Source organism: Sulfitobacter sp. SK025 (assembly GCF_003352105.1).
Lineage (GTDB): Bacteria > Pseudomonadota > Alphaproteobacteria > Rhodobacterales > Rhodobacteraceae > Sulfitobacter > Sulfitobacter pontiacus.
The window spans coordinates 1,480,935-1,499,392 of sequence record NZ_CP025808.1 but is presented as its reverse complement, the minus strand read 5'-3'; the positions used below and the strand labels follow the sequence as shown (position 1 = coordinate 1,499,392).

The 18,458-nt window shown below is 61.4% G+C and carries 21 protein-coding genes; 17 read left to right on the top strand and 4 right to left on the bottom strand.

The window, feature by feature from the left end; translation table 11 throughout:
• Positions 1-2: 2 nt before the first annotated feature.
• The gene (locus C1J04_RS07235) at positions 3-296 is read right to left on the bottom strand and encodes a DUF3572 domain-containing protein (RefSeq protein ID WP_009826578.1); all 294 of its coding nucleotides are present in this window, start codon (positions 294-296) and stop codon (positions 3-5) included.
• A gap of 89 nt (positions 297-385) precedes the next feature.
• Between C1J04_RS07235 and C1J04_RS07230 the strand changes: the two genes are divergently transcribed.
• A complete protein-coding gene (locus C1J04_RS07230) occupies positions 386-1,801 on the top strand; it encodes a diguanylate cyclase domain-containing protein (protein ID WP_009826577.1) in 1,416 nt (471 codons plus the stop codon).
• A gap of 57 nt (positions 1,802-1,858) precedes the next feature.
• A complete protein-coding gene (locus C1J04_RS07225) occupies positions 1,859-2,836 on the top strand; it encodes a DMT family transporter (protein ID WP_009826576.1) in 978 nt (325 codons plus the stop codon).
• Here the strand turns inward: C1J04_RS07225 and C1J04_RS07220 are convergent.
• A complete protein-coding gene (locus tag C1J04_RS07220; RefSeq protein WP_005852476.1) occupies positions 2,769-3,461 on the bottom strand; it encodes a thiamine diphosphokinase in 693 nt (230 codons plus the stop codon). The genes C1J04_RS07225 and C1J04_RS07220 overlap by 68 nt on opposite strands.
• A 137-nt stretch (positions 3,462-3,598) precedes the next feature.
• Here C1J04_RS07220 and C1J04_RS07215 point away from each other — a divergent pair, with 137 nt between their 5' ends.
• A complete protein-coding gene (locus C1J04_RS07215) occupies positions 3,599-5,833 on the top strand; it encodes a hypothetical protein (protein ID WP_009826575.1) in 2,235 nt (744 codons plus the stop codon).
• A gap of 105 nt (positions 5,834-5,938) precedes the next feature.
• Here the strand turns inward: C1J04_RS07215 and C1J04_RS07210 are convergent, their stop codons facing one another.
• Together C1J04_RS07210 and C1J04_RS07205 are read right to left on the bottom strand one after the other, a co-directional pair.
• Positions 5,939-6,169, bottom strand: coding sequence for a DUF2842 domain-containing protein (locus C1J04_RS07210; RefSeq protein ID WP_005852473.1), 231 nt, complete (start codon positions 6,167-6,169; stop codon positions 5,939-5,941).
• Positions 6,170-6,223: 54 nt separating this feature from the next.
• Complete coding sequence (locus C1J04_RS07205) at positions 6,224-7,519, bottom strand: adenylosuccinate synthase (protein WP_009826574.1); 1,296 nt, start codon at positions 7,517-7,519, stop codon at positions 6,224-6,226.
• A gap of 215 nt (positions 7,520-7,734) precedes the next feature.
• Between C1J04_RS07205 and C1J04_RS07200 the strand changes: the two genes are divergently transcribed.
• From C1J04_RS07200 to C1J04_RS07135, 14 genes are all read left to right on the top strand, one after another.
• Positions 7,735-8,004 (top strand): DUF6524 family protein, encoded by a 270-nt coding sequence (locus C1J04_RS07200; protein WP_009826573.1) that lies wholly within the window; start codon positions 7,735-7,737, stop codon positions 8,002-8,004.
• Between the two features lie 69 nt (positions 8,005-8,073).
• Complete coding sequence (locus tag C1J04_RS07195; protein ID WP_009826572.1) at positions 8,074-8,898, top strand: IS5 family transposase; 825 nt, start codon at positions 8,074-8,076, stop codon at positions 8,896-8,898.
• 16 nt (positions 8,899-8,914) lie between these two features.
• Positions 8,915-9,064: a DUF6524 family protein gene (locus C1J04_RS07190; protein WP_437129174.1), complete on the top strand. Its 150-nt coding sequence runs from the start codon at positions 8,915-8,917 to the stop codon at positions 9,062-9,064.
• 119 nt (positions 9,065-9,183) lie between these two features.
• A complete protein-coding gene (gene secG / locus C1J04_RS07185; protein WP_005852467.1) occupies positions 9,184-9,552 on the top strand; it encodes a preprotein translocase subunit SecG in 369 nt (122 codons plus the stop codon).
• A 177-nt stretch (positions 9,553-9,729) separates the two neighbouring features.
• Positions 9,730-11,379 (top strand): CTP synthase, encoded by a 1,650-nt coding sequence (locus tag C1J04_RS07180; RefSeq protein ID WP_005852465.1) that lies wholly within the window; start codon positions 9,730-9,732, stop codon positions 11,377-11,379.
• 24 nt (positions 11,380-11,403) lie between these two features.
• Positions 11,404-12,186, top strand: a complete 783-nt coding sequence (rlmJ, locus tag C1J04_RS07175) for a 23S rRNA (adenine(2030)-N(6))-methyltransferase RlmJ (protein ID WP_009826571.1) — start codon at positions 11,404-11,406, stop codon at positions 12,184-12,186.
• A gap of 10 nt (positions 12,187-12,196) precedes the next feature.
• Positions 12,197-12,490 carry a DUF1330 domain-containing protein gene (locus tag C1J04_RS07170; protein ID WP_005852461.1) on the top strand — a complete coding sequence of 98 codons (294 nt, stop codon included), beginning with the start codon at positions 12,197-12,199 and terminating at the stop codon, positions 12,488-12,490.
• Between the two features lie 149 nt (positions 12,491-12,639).
• The gene (locus C1J04_RS07165) at positions 12,640-13,077 is read left to right on the top strand and encodes a TerB family tellurite resistance protein (RefSeq protein ID WP_005852459.1); all 438 of its coding nucleotides are present in this window, start codon (positions 12,640-12,642) and stop codon (positions 13,075-13,077) included.
• A 37-nt stretch (positions 13,078-13,114) separates the two neighbouring features.
• Entirely contained in the window at positions 13,115-13,555 is a 441-nt protein-coding gene (locus C1J04_RS07160; RefSeq protein WP_009826570.1) for a TerB family tellurite resistance protein, read from the top strand.
• Between the two features lie 127 nt (positions 13,556-13,682).
• Positions 13,683-14,459: an ABC transporter ATP-binding protein gene (locus tag C1J04_RS07155; protein ID WP_005852455.1), complete on the top strand. Its 777-nt coding sequence runs from the start codon at positions 13,683-13,685 to the stop codon at positions 14,457-14,459.
• 36 nt (positions 14,460-14,495) lie between these two features.
• Positions 14,496-15,230, top strand: a complete 735-nt coding sequence (locus C1J04_RS07150; RefSeq protein WP_009826569.1) for a transporter substrate-binding domain-containing protein — start codon at positions 14,496-14,498, stop codon at positions 15,228-15,230.
• 109 nt (positions 15,231-15,339) lie between these two features.
• The gene (locus C1J04_RS07145; RefSeq protein ID WP_081781238.1) at positions 15,340-16,221 is read left to right on the top strand and encodes an ABC transporter permease; all 882 of its coding nucleotides are present in this window, start codon (positions 15,340-15,342) and stop codon (positions 16,219-16,221) included.
• Positions 16,218-17,024, top strand: coding sequence for an ABC transporter permease (locus C1J04_RS07140; protein ID WP_009826568.1), 807 nt, complete (start codon positions 16,218-16,220; stop codon positions 17,022-17,024). The genes C1J04_RS07145 and C1J04_RS07140 overlap by 4 nt, the downstream gene beginning before the upstream one ends.
• A 97-nt stretch (positions 17,025-17,121) precedes the next feature.
• Positions 17,122-18,456, top strand: a complete 1,335-nt coding sequence (locus tag C1J04_RS07135) for a glutamine synthetase family protein (RefSeq protein ID WP_005852447.1) — start codon at positions 17,122-17,124, stop codon at positions 18,454-18,456.
• Positions 18,457-18,458: the final 2 nt, after the last annotated feature.

Below are 18,458 nucleotides of genomic sequence, written 5' to 3'. Positions count from 1 at the left end.
TTTCAGGTCCAATTCATCTGCGCGCCACCCGGAAGCGACTGACGGGCTTGCATGATACGATCGTAAGGGATGTTCACCGTATCACAAAACGCCGTGACCCAGGCGTCATCCATCATGATGAAATCCAGCACCGCGCCAAGAAACACCGGATCACCGGCCTGCGTGCGCAGATCTTCGGCAGATGCGCCCGTTGATCCCATAAAGGTGGGCATCAGGTCTTCGTTCGCGGCCAGCCAGGCCAAGGCCTGCAGGGCGACCGTCTCGGCGGCATCTTGCTTCATCATATTAATTTCCATCACGGTTTCCCAAACGAAACCCTTTGTTAACCAATCACGGCAACAAAGGGCGCTTAAGCCAGTTACACGTGAGTGGAGAATGAAGACAAGTGCCCGGTAAAGTCCTGATTGTGGATACGGTTGCGACCAACCGCATCGCGTTGAAAACCAAACTCACGTCCGCCTCCTACGAGGTATGGCAGGCGTCCACCGTGGCCCAGGCGGTCGACATCTCGCGCCGGTCGGGGCCTGATTTGGTCATCACGGCGCATCATCTGGACGGGCAGGATGCGACGGCCCTATGCACGATGCTCGCGGGGTCTCCGCGGACGTCACGGATACCTGTCTTTGCCTTAGCCGATGGCGGTGGCGCGGCACTGTGTTTGCACCTGCTGGCGAATGGCGCACAGGAAGCGATGGTCAAACCTGTCTGCGACAAGCTGTTTCTGGGACGGGTGCGCAGCATGATACGCGCGGGCCACGGGGCCAGCCCCACGGCCATGCGCGACGCGATGTGCCCCCCGCTCGGGCTGGAAGAAACCGCCGCCACCTTCACCCGCCCGGGCACGTTCCAGGTCGTCAGCCATGACAAGGCAGAGACACAGGTGCATGTCACCCAGCTACGCAAACGTCTGAGGGGGGCAGTCAACCAGACGACCATCCGCGACGCTTTGACCGGTATCCGGCAGAACGCGCTGCCCGATGTCTTCATCCTGCCCCTGACCGGTGTCGAAACGCGCGACGAGGCGCAACTGCGCCTGATCTCGACCCTGCGGGCGAATACGACGACGCGCCACTGCGGTATTCTTGTGCTCCAATCCCGCCCCCACCCCGATGGTGCCGCCCATGCGCTGGATCTGGGGGCCGACGACCTGATGCAGCATGGCTTTGATATCGAAGAACTTTCGCTGCGGCTGACCGGGCTTCTGGCGCGCAAACAGCAGGGTGACACGATCCGGCGTGATGTCGATACACGCCTGCGCGAAGCGGTTTTTGACCCGCTGACAGGGATCTACAACCGCCGTCACGCCCTGTCAGAGGTCGCGCGGCTGGCCCTGCGCACCCGCCGCAAAGGGATACCGCTGGCCGTGATGCTGGCAGACATAGACCACTTCAAACGCGTGAATGACGCTTTCGGCCATGCCTCGGGGGACGCCGTGTTGGTCGAAACGGCACGCCGGCTGAAATCATGTCTGCGCCCGCTCGACGTTGCCGCCCGCATCGGAGGGGAGGAGTTTTTACTCATCCTCCCGGGCATCACAGAGGCAGAGGCCACCCGGATGGCCAAACGCATGTGCGAAGCCTACCGCACGACGCCATTTACCATCCCCGCCAGCGCGCAGCCTATCCATGCCACGATCAGCATCGGGCTATGTACCGCACAGCCTGAAACCAGCGACGCCTTCCCCGCCCCACTTGATGCCTCGGCCATCGCGGCAGAGCTGATCGACCGCGCGGATCAAGCTTTATACAGTGCGAAACACCGAGGGCGCGATCGCGTCGGTCTGATCCGGTCAGCGGCGTGAAATCATCCTCTCCCCACGGTTGCAAAGCCGGAAAAATGCCGCCACTCTCGCCGCGATATGCCTGCACATCCGGGGCGTATCCCCCTGATCCACGACAAAGGCTTTGCCATGCTGCCCGATAAACCGATGACCGGTATTGCCATGATGCTTGGCTTTTGCATCGTTGCCCCTGTGGGTGATGCGATTGCGAAACTGCTGGGATCGTCCGTGCCGCTGGGTCAGGTCGTGTTTATCCGCTTTGCCGTGCAATTGCTGATCTTGCTGCCGCTCGTGCTGCTGACGGGCAGGCCGCTGGCGATGCGGGGCCGAACGCTGTGGCTCGCCTTTGTGCGCACAGTGTTGCATGTCATCGGGATCGCGATGATGTTCACCGCGCTGAAATACCTGCCGCTGGCCGATGCGGTGGCGATTATCTTTGTCATGCCCTTCTTTATGCTTCTGCTCGGCAAATACGTGCTGGGGGAAGAGGTCGGCACCCGCCGGCTTCTCGCCTGTATCGTCGGCTTTTGCGGCACACTGCTGGTGGTGCAACCCAGCTTTGCCGAGGTGGGCTGGCCCGCATTGCTCCCCGTTGGCGTAGCGCTGAACTTTGCGCTGTTCATGCTGGTGACACGGCAGATCGCCAAACACACCGATCCGATCAGCCTGCAAACGATCAGCGGGTTTATGGCCGTGGTGATACTGCTGCCCTTGCTGGGTCTGGGTCAAACCGTAGCGGTGCCCGCCTTGGGCTGGCGCGTCCCTGACGCAAACGCCTGGATGCTGCTGATCGCAATCGGCATCCTTGGCAGCGTGGCACATCTGCTGATGACATGGTCGTTGCGCTACGCCCCCTCGGCCACGCTGGCACCGATGCAATATCTCGAAATTCCCGTGGCGACGCTGGTCGGGTTGATCGTCTTTGGCGATCTGCCCGATGCGCTGGCGGCGCTCGGGATGGGGATCACCATGGCCGCCGGTCTCTATATTATTCTGAGGGAGCGGGCCACGCAGCGGCGTCTGGCTGCAGCAGCGATTGTGCAACCTGCGGAATGAGCACCCTGGGCACCATCACCAACGCAGCGGGACGATCGACCCTAAGGGTCGCGGGCCCCGTCGCACGGTTCGATGTGCCCAATCGTCCCAGCGGCGAAAGCTCTAGCCCGTCAAGCGGCCACTCAAGCCCGCTGCTTTCCCCGTGGACCGCCGCCAGCGGGTATATCGACACCACATCCCCCGCCCGCGTCGGCAGATCAAGCCGGGGCGGCGCGAGGAAAATCACCTGCTCTCCGGCGATGAGCAGGCAACGCTGGTGCGGATGCCGCGCCAAAGAGCTCAGGGCGGCAAGCTGATGGTCCACGCGCCCGCCCGAAAACCCCACCGCCACGATCAACGGCGCGGCCACCGACCGCAGCGCCTTGTCGAAATCGGTGGTTTCCTGCTCTGCCAGTTTGAACTGCCGCGCGAGCGGGATTTGCGACAGGGTCTCGGGCGTGACGGAATCGAAATCGCCCACCAGCGCCGCGATCTCTACGCCTGCGTCGCGGGCCAGATTTGCCCCGCCATCGACCGCCACACACATCGGGGCAAGCTGCAACGCCTCGTTCAGGTCGTTCGGGCCGGGCTGCCCGCCCCCAATGACGGTGACAGGGCTGCGGCTTGCCACAATGGTTGTTTTCACGCGGTTTTACCTCAAATTGGAAACAATGCCGCAATTTTGACATTAAATGATACGTTGCAGGGCACAGATTCGAGCCGAATTGGTCTTGAACCTTATGGTAAACAGTAAGCTGCAAATAGGCAGAGGACGACCATCCGATGATGAATAACAACAAAATTCTGACGGTCTCATACGGCACTTTCTCGTGCACGTTGGAAGGCTTTGACGATTCATTCGGCACCATGAAGGCCATCGCAGAGTATTTCCGCGACCTGTCGTCGGAGGATCGGTATTTCGGTGCAGAACCCGCACAGCCCGATGCGGAGATGCTGGCCCATATCGCCCAGAAAGAAATCTCGCGTCGCGTCGAGGCGCGCCAGCAGGACGGTCAGATCGTCCTGAGCGCGCAGACCCCGGAAGAACCCGCAGCGCCAGCGCAGCCCGCCCCTGCGCCTGAAGCCGCCGAAACACCCAAGGCCCCTGCCGCGCCGCAGCCGCAGGTCAGCAGCACCGCTGCCGGTCCGTCGGTGGTGTCGACCTCCTTCGCGCCGCGCCGGCCCAAGGAAATCTCTGCCTATTATGACGCCTACCGCATCAACGCGCTGAAATCTGCCGAGCCAGTGACAGCGCCAGAGGCCGCACCAGCGCCTCAGGCCGAAGCCGCCGCACCGCGCGACGAGGTGGTCAGCCGTGATGTTGCCGCGCCAAAGCCGGAAGCCACGCAAGCCGAAGCGGCCCCTGCTTCTGCGGCACCTGCTTCTGCGGCCCCCGCCCCCGAGGTGGATATCGTCCCCGGCCAACCCGACGAAGATGTCGAAGCGTTTTTCGCCGACAGCCCGCGCAACGAGGTGACCGTCGACGACCAAGACGCCGAGATCCAGCCCGTTGCAGCCCCTGTCGTCGATAGCATCGCGGCCAAACTTCAGCGCATCCGCGCCGTGGTCGCCAATCAGGATGCCCCCGCCGCACCGCAGCCTCAGGTCTTTGACGACGAGGACACAATCGACGCCGAAGATAGCACCGACGATGTCATCGCGAACGCGATCAACGACATTGAGGGCGCGCTGGACGCCGACGATACGGTCGAAAATATCGCACAATCTTCCGACCTCGAAGCTGAAGAAGACGTTACCGCTGCACAAGAGAGTGAAGAACAGCACGAAGACGTTGCGACTGATGAAGTCGAAGAAGCTGACGCCGCGCAGGTTGACGCTGACGAAACCGATGAAGCTGAAGAAGACACAGCGCCCCGTGGCCGTGTGCTCAAGGTCAAACGCGCCGACATCGACCGTGCCATCGCCGAAGGCGAGCTGGAAGAGGTCGAAGAAGACGCGCCTGCGGTACTGGAAGAGCCTGAAAAACCCGCCCTGCGTATCCAGCGCGACCCCGAATCGACGCTCTCTGACGAGGATGAAGAAGATCTGGCCCGCGAGCTGGCCGAGCTTGAGGCAACATTATCCTCTGCCGCTGCCGACACGCTGACCGACGCGCCCGAGGACGCTGAAGAAGCTGTCGCCGATGAGGACGACGCGCCCGAAGAAGAGACCGCCAAAGAAGAGACCGCCAAGGAAGACTCGCAGGAAGACACGGCCCAAGAAGAAACACTCGACACTGATGTTTCCGAGGATGACGCCGAAGAGGTACAGGCCGAGGTCCAAGCCGAAACCGCGGCAGAGCCCGCAACGGAAGCCCCCAAAGCCGCCCCGCAACGCCGCAGCCTGCCAACGCTCGACGCGGACAGCGGCCCGGATATGAACCGTCTGCTGGCGGAAACCGACAACCAGATGGACGAACCCGAAGCCGCCACACGCCGCGACGCGATCACCCATCTGCGCGCCGCCGTGGCCGCGAAAAAGGCCGATATGGCCCTTGGTGCGCCCGATGCTGCTGAACGCGAAAACAACGCTTACCGCAGCGATCTGGCCGAGGTGGTCAAACCGCGCCGCCCCGCGTCAACCACGGCCCGCACCGAACGCCCCGCCGAACCGCGCCCTGCCCCGCTGAAACTGGTAGCGGCACAGCGGATCGACACGGACCAGCCGCGCAATGTGGCGCCCGTACGCCCTCGCCGCGTGGCCGCAGTGGCCCCCGCGCCGGTGCCGCAAGCCGGTGGCTTTGCCGAATTCGCCGAGGAAATGGGCGCGACCCAGCTTCCCGACCTGCTGGAGGCGGCCGCGGCCTATATGGCCTTTGTCGAAGGCATGGACGATTTCTCGCGTCCGCAGTTGATGAACACCGTCCGCCAAGGCGGTGCCGAGGATTTCAGCCGCGAGGAAGGTCTGCGTTCCTTCGGTCAGCTGCTGCGCACCGGCAAGCTGCAAAAGCTGGAAGGTGGCCGCTTCAAGGCCTCCGAACAGATCGGGTTCCAACCGGATGCACGCGCCGCTGGCTAAGCGGACAAAACATGACAACCGAAACGAAAAACGGCCCCCGAGGGGGCCGTTTTTTTATGCGATAATTGCGATTAGCAACGCTGAAAGACGTGCAGGCGAAACGGGTTATTCCGCGTCGTGATCCGCGTTCGGGTCCGCCTGACCGATCCCCTTGAACACAAATTTGAACGGGATCGCCCAGACCACGCCAAGCGCGATATAGATCACCAGTTCGATCCAGAAGGGTGGCCGGTCAAACAGCGACACGGTGACCACCGCCGCAATGATATAGAGCGGCAGACCAATCAGCAGAATGACCAGCGCCCACCGGCGGCGTGCTTTATATCCAAGGGCCATTGTGTCGTCCTTTCATCACGTGCCAAGGGCCCCGAAGGGCCCCGGCGTGTCAGATCAATCGGCGAAGGGGTCGGTGACCAAAATCGTGTCGTCCCGCTCTGGCGAGGTGGACAGCAGCGCCACGGGGCACTGGATCAGCTCTTCGACGCGGCGCACGTATTTGATCGCGTTCGCGGGCAGATCGGCCCAGCTGCGCGCGCCTTCGGTGCTTTCGGACCAACCGGGCATTTCCTCGTAGATGGGGGTGCAGCGGGCTTGCTGGTCGGCCGCTGTGGGCAGATAATCCAACTGCTCCCCGTCCAGCTCGTAGCCGGTGCAGATCTTGAGCGTTTCAAACCCGTCCAGCACGTCCAGTTTCGTGAGCGAGATGCCGGTGACGCCGCTGGTCGCACAAGTCTGGCGCACCAAAGCCGCATCAAACCAGCCACAGCGACGCTTACGCCCGGTGGTGGTGCCGAATTCATGGCCCCGCTCGCCCAAACGCTGACCGTCCGCATCATGCAGTTCGGTCGGGAACGGGCCTTCGCCGACGCGGGTGGTATAGGCTTTGACGATGCCCAGCACATAGTTGATCGCGCCCGGTCCGATGCCGACTCCTGTTGCCGCCTGCCCTGCAATCACGTTCGACGACGTGACGAAAGGATAGGTGCCAAAGTCGATGTCCAGCAGCGCGCCTTGCGCCCCTTCGAACAGGATACGCTTACCGGCCTTGCGCTTTTCGTTCATCACCTTCCAGACAGGTGCTGCGTATTCAAGGATCTTCGGTGCGATCTCTTTCAGCAGTTCAACCAGCCCGTCGCGGTCGATGGCTTCGACGCCCAGACCCTTGCGCAGCGGATCATGGTGCTGCAACGCGCGGTCGACGCGGGCTTCAAGCGTGGCTGTATCGGCCAGATCGGCGACGCGGATGGCGCGGCGGCCGACTTTATCCTCGTAGCACGGGCCGATGCCGCGACCGGTGGTGCCGATTTTGGTCCCTTTTGATGCGGCCTCTTCACGGGCGCGGTCCAGCTCGCCGTGGTAGGGCATGATCAGCGGCGTGTTTTCCGCGATCATCAGCGTTTCCGGCGTGATTTCTACGCCTTGGGCGCGGATCGTCTCGATCTCTTTCAGCAGGTGCCACGGGTCCAGCACAACACCGTTACCGATGACCGAAAGCTTGCCGCCGCGAACAACGCCCGAAGGCAGCGCGTGCAGCTTGTAGACCTTGCCGTCGATGACCAATGTGTGGCCCGCGTTATGGCCGCCCTGAAAACGCGCGATGACATCGGCCCGTTCGCTGAGCCAGTCCACGATTTTGCCTTTTCCTTCGTCGCCCCATTGGGCGCCTACGACTACGACGTTGGCCATGAAGATATTCCTTTAACAGTTCAAATAACCGTGCAAACCCGTGGAGGTATAGCGACGACCGTCGGGGACCGAAACTGTAAAATGCAGCCAAAACGCCGCCGCGTCATTTTTCTGGGCATTTATCAGCTTGGGGCCGTGAAACTTCGCATCGGGCCATAGACTTTGCCTGGGCTGCACCGATATTCCATGCCGGATCAAAGAAGGAAGTACCGCAGATGGGATTCATCATACGTTGGGCCTGCGCCTTTGTCTTGCTGGCCGCGACCTTTAACCCGACCCCCTATAACTATGTCACATGGGCGCAGCGATACGGGCATATGAACCTGTCCATCGCGGTGCTGCTGGGGCTTTTGTTGTTCATCGGCTACGTGATCTATCTCCGCGCGACGCTGCGCTCTATCGGCGGGCTGGGGATGCTGCTGGTGCTGGCGCTCGTGGGGTCAAGCCTTTGGGTGCTTTATGATCTGGGCATCCTAAGTGTCTAATCGGAAATGGGTTGAGTGAATTCAGCAGGTTGTGATTCTGTTCGGTTGCGAAACAAAACGGAGATCACGATGGCCTGGACCGAACTCACCCGTGCGCAGCATAAGCGCAAGACGAAGCGCTATCCAAGCGATTTGACCGATGCGGAATGGAAGATCGTGCGGCCATTGTTGCCCGGTCGCAACCGCCTTGGGCGTCCGCGCAAGGTGGAGTTACGCCGGGTCTGGAATGCGATCCAGTATCTTGCCGCCGCCGGGTGCGCATGGTCGCTCCTGCCGAAGGACTTTCCGCCGGTCTCGACCGTGCGCTACTATTTCTACCGTTGGCGCGATGATGGCCTGCTGGCCGAGATCAATCGCCACCTGGTCGCGGACGCGCGCCTCGCGGCAGGACGCGATGTGCAGCCGACAGCCGGTGTTATCGACAGTCAGAGCGTGAAAACCTCTGAAAACACGTCCCTTTCCGGCTACGATGCGGGCAAGCGGATCAACGGACGAAAACGCCATATCATCACTGACACCTGCGGCAACCTGATCGCATGCGAGGTTCATACCGCCAACATTCAGGATCGTGACGGTGCGCTCGGGGTCTTTGCCAGGCTCCGCCGCGAGGCTCCGAAACTGCGCCACATGTTCGCGGACGGCGGCTATGCCGGACCGAAGCTGCGGGGCGCCCTCGTGAGCCTCGGACGCTGGACGCTGCAGATCGTCAAGCGCTCCGACACCGCCAAGGGCTTCGAGGTTCTGCCACGCAGATGGGTCGTGGAACGCACCTTCGCATGGCTCGGTCGTTGCCGTCGTTTGGCAAAGGATTGGGAGAAATCCATCGAGAGCGCCGAGGCCTGGCTGCTGATCGCCCATATCCGGCGCGTAACCCGGCTCCTTGCAACAGATTGAAATCGTTCATCCCGTTTTGAATCGGACTCTAAGGCTGGACAACCGCAGCTTTAACCTATGGCTCGGCCTTGTCGCGTTGAGCTTTGTGCTGGGCATCGGCCTCAGCTGGAGCATCTTTCGCAGGGCGGTATCCGGTCAGGCAGACGTGGACGATGTGGAAACCTGAGGCGGCTTTCACACGGGCTTTCCGCCCAAGCGGCACCGCGGGTGCCAATCCTCCCTTGCCCCCATAGGCAAACTTGCCTAGACACGCCCAAAGTCCAAAACGCAGAGCCGTAGGTACCCATGGAAAATGTAGTCCTGATTGTCCATCTCATTCTGGCCCTTGGCCTGATTGCAGTCGTGTTGCTGCAACGGTCCGAAGGGGGCGGCCTTGGCATGGGCGGCGGCGGTGGCGGCGGGGCCGTTTCCGGTCGTGCAGCAGCCACAGCCATGGGCAAACTGACCTGGGTTCTGGCCGCGGCCTTTATCGTGACCTCGATCACGCTGACCATCATCGCGGCTGAAAAATCTGCCGGTTCTTCGGTTATCGATCGTCTGGGCGGCACGCCACCCGCGCTGAACCAGGGTGACGCACCAGCGCTGCCCGATGCCGACGCGCTGCTGCCACCGACACCTGCGGAAAATACACCGCAAGTGCCGACTGCGGATTAATCCAGACACTACAACAGCTTGAGGTTGGGCCAAGATACGCAACAGGATGTTGCGGCTTGGCCTTGCTTTTTCCATCCGAATCCTGTTAGGCTTAAGTCCCGTGATGCTGCGGTTTTCCGCAGCTCAATTGCTTGGCTTTTGCCGCATCAAATCTGAACTCACGGGGGCCTTCATCACATGGCACGCTATATTTTCATCACCGGTGGTGTGGTTTCCAGCCTTGGCAAAGGCCTTGCCTCTGCGGCCTTGGGGGCCTTGTTGCAAGCGCGCGGATACTCCGTCCGTCTGCGCAAACTGGACCCCTATCTGAACGTCGATCCCGGCACGATGTCGCCCTTTGAACATGGTGAGGTTTTCGTCACCGACGATGGCGCCGAAACCGATCTGGATCTGGGCCACTACGAACGCTTTACCGGCGTGGCCGCGCGCAAGACGGATTCGATCAGCTCGGGTCGGGTCTATTCCACCGTGCTCGAGAAAGAGCGCCGCGGCGACTATCTGGGCAAGACAATTCAGGTGATTCCCCACGTCACCAACGAGATCAAGGATTTCCTGCATGTCGGCGATGACGAGGTCGACTTTATGCTGTGCGAAATCGGCGGCACCGTCGGCGATATCGAAGGCCTGCCCTTCTTCGAAGCGATCCGCCAGTTCAGCCACGACAAGCCACGCGGCCAGTGTATCTTCATGCATCTCACCCTGCTGCCCTATCTCGCGGCCAGCGGCGAGCTGAAGACCAAGCCGACGCAACACTCCGTCAAGGAACTGCAAAGCATCGGGATCGCGCCCGATATTCTGGTCTGCCGCTCCGAACACCCCATCCCCGAGAAAGAGCGCGAGAAAATCGCCCTGTTCTGTAACGTCCGCAAAGAGGCCGTGGTCGCGGCCTATGACCTGAAAACCATCTATGACGCGCCGCTGGCCTATCACGCGCAGGGTCTGGATCAGGCCGTGCTGGATGCTTTCGATATTTCCCCCGCGCCCAAGCCCGAACTGTCGGTCTGGCGCGATGTCTCTGACCGCGTGCACAACCCCGAAGGCGAAGTGAACGTCGCAATCGTCGGCAAATATACCCAGTTGGAAGATGCCTATAAGTCGATTGCAGAGGCGCTGACTCATGGTGGCATGGCCAACCGCGTCAAGGTCAAGATCGACTGGGTCGATGCCGAGGTCTTTGATCAGAGCGATGATGTGTCGGCCCACCTCGAAGGGTTCCACGCGATCCTCGTGCCCGGCGGCTTTGGCGAACGCGGCACCGAGGGCAAGATCAAGGCGGCGCAATATGCCCGCGAGCAGAAAGTCCCCTATCTGGGGATATGTCTGGGCATGCAGATGGCCGTGATCGAAGCCGCGCGCAACGTGGCCGGTCTGACGACCGCAGGCTCGGAAGAATTCGACCACGAATCCACCGGCAAGAAACGGTTCGAGCCCGTGGTCTACCACCTCAAGGAATGGGTGCAGGGCAACCACAAGGTTGAACGCAAGGTCGACGATGACAAAGGCGGCACCATGCGCCTTGGTGCCTATGACGCGACGCTGAAAGAAGGGTCGAACGTGGCCAAAGTCTATGGCACCACGTCCATCGACGAACGTCACCGCCACCGCTACGAGGTCGATACCGCCTACCGCGAGCAGCTTGAAAAAGCGGGTCTTACCTTCTCGGGGATGTCGCCCGACGGCATGCTGCCCGAGATCGTGGAATGGTCTGATCACCCGTGGTTCATCGGTGTGCAGTTCCACCCCGAACTCAAATCCAAGCCCTTTGATCCGCACCCCTTGTTCAAGGATTTCATCCGCGCCGCCAAGGAAATGTCGCGGCTGGTCTGACCCTCGCGAAAGGCGGCCAACGGCATGCTCAGCTACCAACATATCTACCACGCCGGCAATCTGGCCGATGTTCACAAACACAGCCTGCTGGCGTGGATGTTGGGGTATCTGACCCGCAAGGACAAACCGCTGTCCTATATGGAAACCCATGCGGGGCGCGCGCTGTATGACCTTTCCGACACCCCGGCGCTGAAAACAGGCGAGGCGGCGCAGGGCATTGGCCGCGTGCGCGGCTGGTTCGACGATGCCCACCCTTACGCACAGGTGCTTGACCAGATCACCGGTGAACATGGCGCAGACGCCTATCCCGGCTCTCCCCTGATGGCGGCCAAGCTGCTGCGCGACAGCGACAGCATCCATCTGGCCGAACTGCACCCCGGCGAACATGCCGCCCTTGATCTGGCGATGTCGCCCTATGACGTCAAATGCCACCACCGCGACGGGTTCGACATGGCTTTCGCCCTGACCCCGCCCACGCCGCGCCGTGGCCTGATGCTGATCGACCCCAGCTTCGAGATCAAGACAGACTACGCCGATATCCCGCGCCACATCGGCAAGCTGGCGCGCGCGTGGAACGTCGGCATCATCGCGCTGTGGTATCCGATTCTGACCAGTAAAGCGCATCAACCGATGCTCAGCGCGCTGATGGGGGCCCACCCCGAGGCCCTGCGCCACGAGGTCAGCTTTGCCCCTGCCCGCCCCGGTCACGGGATGGTCGGTTCTGGCATGTTCGTGCTGAACCCGCCCTTTGGGCTGAAAGAAGAAGCGGCCCGTCTGGCGGCCAAGTTCAAAACCCTACCCCGATAAGGAGCCTCCGATGCCCAAAGGTTACTGGATCGCTAACGTCGACGTGCATGATGCCGAAGTCTACGACAAATACCGCGCCGCCAACGCCAAGCCCTTTGCCGATTTTGGGGCGAAGTTTCTGGTGCGTGGGGCCGCGCCCGACATCCGCGAAGGCACGTCGCACCCGCGCATCGTGGTGATCGAATTTGCCTCGCTGGCCGATGCCGTGGCCTGCTATGAAAGCGAGGGCTATCAGGCGGCCAAGGATATCCGGTCGTCCGTGTCCGATGGCAATCTGGTCATCGTCGAAGGGTATGACGCCTAAGGCCGCGACAGGCTCCCCGACGCCCCCGCCCCGCCTGCCCCTGCGGCATTGCGCTTTTTATACATCACCCCTTTGCGAATATGGGAAAAACGGAACGCTGCGCGCGGAATCGGGTTAGCCTCATGTGCCCGCAAGTATAAAGAGTTGCCATGTTTGAACGTCTATTCCCCCGCCGCAAGCCGGACCCCAAGCCGCTGCCACAGCCGACCCCCCAGCTTGCCCTTGGGGCGTTGCTGGTGCGTGTGGCGCTGGCCGACCGCACCTACCGCGCTGCCGAAGTGGGGCAGATCGACCGCATCCTCGCCCAGACCTTTGGTCTGAAACCGATCGAGGCCGCGAAACTCCGCGCCACCTGCGAAGCGCTGGAACGCCACGCCCCCGGTACGCCCGAATTCGCCCAGATCCTGCGCGAGGAAGTCCCCTATGAGGACCGCAAGGCGCTTGGCGATGCGATGTGGTCTGTGGCGCTGGCCGATGGTGCACGTGACGACGACGAAGAGATCCAGCTGCTGGCGATTGAGACCGCGCTAGGCCTCAGCGACGCCGACATGACCGCCGCCCGCGAAAAAGCGCTGAACGCTTTGTGACCTTGGCCTTGCGCCGCAACCGCTCTATATCACGCCCATGTTCGCAGAATTCATCAAACGGCTGACCCAGCCAGATCCCGCCCAGCTTCCCGATGGGGATGCCCGCCTTGCGCTGACCGCGCTTTTGGTGCGCATCGCCAAGTCGGATAATGATTACGCCCCGTCCGAGCGCGCGCGCATCGACCAGATCATCGCGAAACGCTATGCGCTGGACGCTGACGGCACCGCCTCCCTGCGGGCGGACGCCGAAGCGCTGGAAGCCGAAGCCCCCGATACCGTCCGCTTTACCCGCGCGATCAAGGATGCCGTCCCCTATGACGACCGCCTTGCCGTGATCAAAGCCCTGTGGGAAGTCGTGCTGGCCGATGGCAGCCGCTCTGACGAGGAAAACGCATTGCTGCGGTTGGTGGCCAACTTGTTGGGGGTCACAGACACCGACAGCGCCATCGTTCGCAAGCAGATTGAAGACAAAGACTAGTTTACGCGCAGGCGGTGAATTTACGCGGGGTCAACCGTTGAATTATTGGGCGAAACCCAAGTTCTGGATTGCAAATCCCCCTTGAAATCACCTTAACTTGCTGCGGAATGCACAATAAGGCAGCACAGTGACAGATCAGCCCCCCGTTATTGAGATCAACAATCTTCACAAGGCTTATGGCCCTCTGGAGGTGCTCAAGGGGGTATCGGTCAAGGCCCCGCGCGGGCACGTCATCTCGCTGATCGGGTCGTCGGGCTCTGGTAAATCCACGCTGCTGCGCTGCTGTAACCTGTTGGAAGACAGCCAAGAGGGCGATCTGCGCTTCAACGGCGAGGCCGTCACCTGGAAAGGCACCGGCCACCACCGCCGCCCTGCCGATCCCAAACAGGTGCTGCGCATCCGCACGAACCTGTCGATGGTGTTCCAACAGTTCAACCTGTGGTCCCATATGACGATCCTGCAAAACGTGATGGAGGCCCCGCTGACCGTCCTGCGCCGCGACCGTGCCGAGGTTGAGGCCGCCGCGCGGGCCTATCTCGACAAGGTGGGTATTGGCGACAAATGCGATGTCTTTCCGGCGCAACTGTCGGGCGGCCAGCAACAACGCGCCGCCATCGCACGCGGGCTGTGTATGGAGCCCGAAGCACTACTATTCGACGAACCGACCTCGGCGCTGGACCCCGAGCTTGAGCAAGAGGTCGTCAAAGTCATCAAGGATCTGGCCGCCGAAGGGCGGACCATGATGATCGTAACCCATGATATGAAACTGGCGGCCGATGTCTCGGATCACGTCGTGTTCCTGCATCAGGGTTTGATCGAAGAACAAGGGGCCCCCGAAGACCTGTTCGGCGCCCCTAAATCAGAACGTCTGCGCGGGTTCCTCTCGGCCACTCACGCAGAGTAAAACCACCTAAAAACAATAAACTGGGAGACTTCAAAAATGAAAACACTCGTTCTTGCAACCGCCGCACTGGCGCTCAGCACCGGTTTCGCCATGGCAGACGCCCACGGCAAGACCATCCGCATGGGGACCGAAGGGGCCTACCCTCCCTATAACTTCCTGAATGACGCGGGCGAAGTAGACGGCTTTGAGCGCGAAGTCGGTGACGAGCTCTGCGCCCGCGCCGAGCTGACCTGCGAATGGGTCACCAACGAATGGGACAGCATCATCCCGAACCTGACATCGGGCAACTACGACACCATCATCGCCGGTATGAGCATCACCGACGAGCGCGAAGAAGTGATTGATTTCACACAGAACTACTTCCCGCCCGCGGCTTCCGCCTATGCGGCGAAATCGGCGGATGCCGATGTGATGGGCGGTGTTGTTGCAGCACAGACCAGCACGATCCAGGCCGGTCACGTGGCTGAATCCGGTGCCACCCTGCTGGAATTCGCCACCTATGATGAAACCGTCGCAGCCGTGAACAATGGCGAAGCGGATGCGGTTTTCGCCGACAAGGACGCGCTGGTCCCCACGGTCGAGGAATCCGGCGGCGAGATGGTCTTTGTCGGTGACGACGTGCCACTGGGCGGCGGCATCGGCCTTGGCCTGCGCGAAAGCGACACAGAGCTGAAAGCGAAATTTGACGCCGCGATCCAGTCCATGAAGGACGATGGCAGCCTGAACAAGCTGATCATCAAATGGTTCGGCGAAGACGCTAAAACATTCTGATCTTGATCGGGGCGGCGCAGAGGCCGCCCCTTTTCTCTGCCTGCCGATCTGATTAAAGACCCAAATCCAGACGCCCGCCAAAGGGCGCATACCACCGGGACATTCCGCCATTTTTGCCTGCACCGACCCAGAAACGCTTTCCGGCCTGTCGTGGCTGACGTGCTACCTGACCACGGGCAAGCATTTGGCCTTTTATGGTGCATTCGGCACCGTCTTGCTGCTGCTCGCCATCACCGCCCCCGCAGCACTTGCCTTTGGCTTTGGCGGCGCGATGGCCGCGCGGTCGCCCTTTGCGCCGCTGTCATGGCTGGGCCGCGCCTATATCGCCATTGTGCGCGGCGTGCCCGACATCGCCTTCTTCCTGTTTTTTGTCATCGCGCTGGATCAGGGTATCGAATACCTGCGCCACAAGGTGAAATGCCCCGACTGGGATCAGCCGATCCGTCAGGGCAGCGACTTTATCGTCTGTCAGGCCGCCAAGATGCCGCTTGGCAACTCTGCCCAATGGGTCCACGAGGCCTATGGATTCTCGCTCGCGGTACTGACCTTTGCCATCGTTTTCGGGGCCTTTGCCGCCAATGTGCTTTATGGCGCGATGCGCGCTGTGCCACGCGCCCAGATCGAGACCGGCGAGGCGTATGGCATGACCCCGCGCCAGACCTTCTGGCGTATCCTTGTGCCGCAGATGTGGGTCTATGCGCTGCCCGGTCTGGGGAACCTGTGGATGGTGCTGATCAAGGCCACCCCGTTGTTGTTCCTGCTGGGCGTCGAAGACATCGTTTATTGGGCGCGCGATCTGGGCGGAGCCAAGACCCCGCGCTTTACCGATTACCCCCACCCCGACTGGCGCATGTGGTATTTTCTGGCGCTGCTGGTGTTCTACCTCTGCTTTACCCGTGTGTCTGAAATCGTGCTCGACCGGCTGATGCGCCGTCTGACCAAGGGTCAGGCCACCGCTGGCGGCGAAGCACAGCGAAAGGCAGCGGCATGACCTGTTGGGAAACCATCCAATCCTATGGGCTGCGCTCGCTTGGCTATGGCGAACGGCTGCTACCGCGCAGCGACTTTACGCTATGTGACCAGTTCACCCTGATCGGGTCGGGCATGATCTGGAACATCTACTACGGGTTTTTCGCGCTGGTCAGCGGCTTCCTGCTGGCGACCGCGCTGGCCGTGGCCAAGGCCCACCCCAGCCCTTGGCTGCGTAAACCGGCGGAGTGGTTTATCTTCCTGTTCCGCGGCTCGCCCTTGTTCATCCAGTTCTTCTTTGGCTATTTCCTGTTCCTTAGCCTAAAATCTGTGCACCCGTTCTTTGATATGTTCACCTCTGCGTGGCTTGGGGCGCTGATTGTTCTGTTCTTCAACACCTCTGCCTACTCGGCCGAGATCTTCTATGGCGCACTGCAATCCATCCCCAAGGGCGACACCGAAGCTGCCGATGCCTACGGCATTTCCGGCTGGCCGCGGTTCAAGCGCATCATCTGGCCCACCATGCTGCGACTAGCATGGCCCGCCTACACAAACGAGGCGATCTTCCTGTTTCATGCGACAACGCTGGTGTTTTTCACCGGTTTTCCGGCGCTGCAACAACGCGGGGACGCGCTGTATTACGCCAGCTATTTCGCGGATAAGACGTTTAACCCGTTTATCCCCTACCCCATTCTGGCGGGCTACTTCATTTTGCTGACGCTGGTGATCATCGCCATCTTCGGGCTGATCAACCGCCGTTTGAACCGCCATGTGCCTCAGGCTGCGGTGCGGAAAATTCGCTTGCGTCTAAATCTGATCCGGTAGTATCTGTTTTTTGATCAAATTATTTAGCGCGTGGGCGCTACCCCCGGTTTTCACGTTGTAAGAACGCCGTTCATGCCCGCCGCTTGCAAGGTGTGATATGAAAAACTGGCTCCGCAAACATCCTCAGGTCCGCACAATTCGTGTGGCCGCCGCCGACCTCAATGGTCAGGCCCGCGGCAAGCGCATCCCCACGCGCTTTGCCGACAAGGTGGTAGAGGACGGCACGCGCTTTCCCATGTCGGTGCTGAACCTCGATATCTGGGGCGAAGACATCGACGACAGCCCGCTGGTGTTTGAAAGCGGCGATGCCGATGGCATCCTGCACCCGACCGAACGCGGTTTTCTGCCGATGCCCTGGCTTGATGCGCCCTCGGCCCTGCTGCCGATCTGGATGTTCCACGAGGACGGGCGCCCCTATGGCGGCGACCCGCGCCATGCCCTGCGCGCGGTGGTCGAACGCTACAAGGATCGCGGGCTGACGCCGGTCTGCGCCGTCGAGCTTGAGTTTTTCCTGATCGACGATTCGGGCCGCAAACTGCAGGTGCCGCTGTCGCCGCGGTCGGGCAAACGCCGCAAGGCCGCCGAAACCCTGTCGATCCGCGCGCTGGACCAGTTCGATGAATTCTTCACCGATCTTTATGACGCCTGCGAAGAGATGGACATCCCCGCCGATACCGCCATTTCCGAAGCGGGTCTGGGCCAGTTCGAGATCAACCTCATGCATTGCGACGACGCCCTGCGCGCCGCCGATGATGCCTGGCTGTTCAAGATGCTGGTCAAGGGCCTCGCCCGCCGCCACGGCTTTGCCGCAAGCTTCATGGCGAAACCCTACGAAGATTACCCCGGGTCGGGCCTGCACACGCATTTCTCGGTGCTCGACAAGAACGGTAACAATGTCTTTGACGACGGCGGCCCCCAAGGCACGGCGATCATGCGTCACGCTGTGGCGGGCTGTATGAACGCCATGGCAGGCTGCGCGCTGGTCTTTGCGCCCCATGCCAACAGCTTTGACCGTATGGTGCCCGGTGCCCACGCCCCCACGGGGATCTCTTGGGCCTACGAGAACCGCACCTCCTCCATCCGTATCCCGTCCGGCAGCCACAAGGCGCGGCGGATCGAACACCGTGTGTCGGGCGGCGACGTGAACCCCTATCTGATGCTGGCCGCCGTGCTGGGTGCCGCGATGAACGGCATCGAGGACGGGGCAGAGCCCCCCGCCCCGATCACCGGCAACGCCTATGCCGCCGACCTGCCGCAAATCCCCGGCGACTGGAAATCCGCGATCGACGCCTTTGAAAACTCCGCCGAGGTAAAGCGTATCTTTGCCCCCGAAATGGTGCGCAACTTTATCCTCACCAAACGGCAAGAGCTGCATTATATGCAGGAACTGACCCCGCAAGAGCAGGTCGAAATCTATCTGGACACGGTGTAATC

What these genes read in the sequence shown, in the direction of transcription:
- C1J04_RS07235 (WP_009826578.1), bottom strand. Translation starts at nt 296, where the DNA reads ATGGAAATTAATATGATGAAGCAAGATGCCGCCGAGACGGTCGCCCTG.
- C1J04_RS07225 (WP_009826576.1), top strand. Translation starts at nt 1,859, where the DNA reads ATGCCTGCACATCCGGGGCGTATCCCCCTGATCCACGACAAAGGCTTT.
- C1J04_RS07215 (WP_009826575.1), top strand. Translation starts at nt 3,599, where the DNA reads ATGATGAATAACAACAAAATTCTGACGGTCTCATACGGCACTTTCTCG.
- C1J04_RS07210 (WP_005852473.1), bottom strand. Translation starts at nt 6,169, where the DNA reads ATGGCCCTTGGATATAAAGCACGCCGCCGGTGGGCGCTGGTCATTCTG.
- C1J04_RS07205 (WP_009826574.1), bottom strand. Translation starts at nt 7,519, where the DNA reads ATGGCCAACGTCGTAGTCGTAGGCGCCCAATGGGGCGACGAAGGAAAA.
- C1J04_RS07200 (WP_009826573.1), top strand. Translation starts at nt 7,735, where the DNA reads ATGGGATTCATCATACGTTGGGCCTGCGCCTTTGTCTTGCTGGCCGCG.
- C1J04_RS07195 (WP_009826572.1), top strand. Translation starts at nt 8,074, where the DNA reads ATGGCCTGGACCGAACTCACCCGTGCGCAGCATAAGCGCAAGACGAAG.
- secG (WP_005852467.1), top strand. Translation starts at nt 9,184, where the DNA reads ATGGAAAATGTAGTCCTGATTGTCCATCTCATTCTGGCCCTTGGCCTG.
- C1J04_RS07180 (WP_005852465.1), top strand. Translation starts at nt 9,730, where the DNA reads ATGGCACGCTATATTTTCATCACCGGTGGTGTGGTTTCCAGCCTTGGC.
- rlmJ (WP_009826571.1), top strand. Translation starts at nt 11,404, where the DNA reads ATGCTCAGCTACCAACATATCTACCACGCCGGCAATCTGGCCGATGTT.
- C1J04_RS07170 (WP_005852461.1), top strand. Translation starts at nt 12,197, where the DNA reads ATGCCCAAAGGTTACTGGATCGCTAACGTCGACGTGCATGATGCCGAA.
- C1J04_RS07165 (WP_005852459.1), top strand. Translation starts at nt 12,640, where the DNA reads ATGTTTGAACGTCTATTCCCCCGCCGCAAGCCGGACCCCAAGCCGCTG.
- C1J04_RS07160 (WP_009826570.1), top strand. Translation starts at nt 13,115, where the DNA reads ATGTTCGCAGAATTCATCAAACGGCTGACCCAGCCAGATCCCGCCCAG.
- C1J04_RS07150 (WP_009826569.1), top strand. Translation starts at nt 14,496, where the DNA reads ATGAAAACACTCGTTCTTGCAACCGCCGCACTGGCGCTCAGCACCGGT.
- C1J04_RS07140 (WP_009826568.1), top strand. Translation starts at nt 16,218, where the DNA reads ATGACCTGTTGGGAAACCATCCAATCCTATGGGCTGCGCTCGCTTGGC.
- C1J04_RS07135 (WP_005852447.1), top strand. Translation starts at nt 17,122, where the DNA reads ATGAAAAACTGGCTCCGCAAACATCCTCAGGTCCGCACAATTCGTGTG.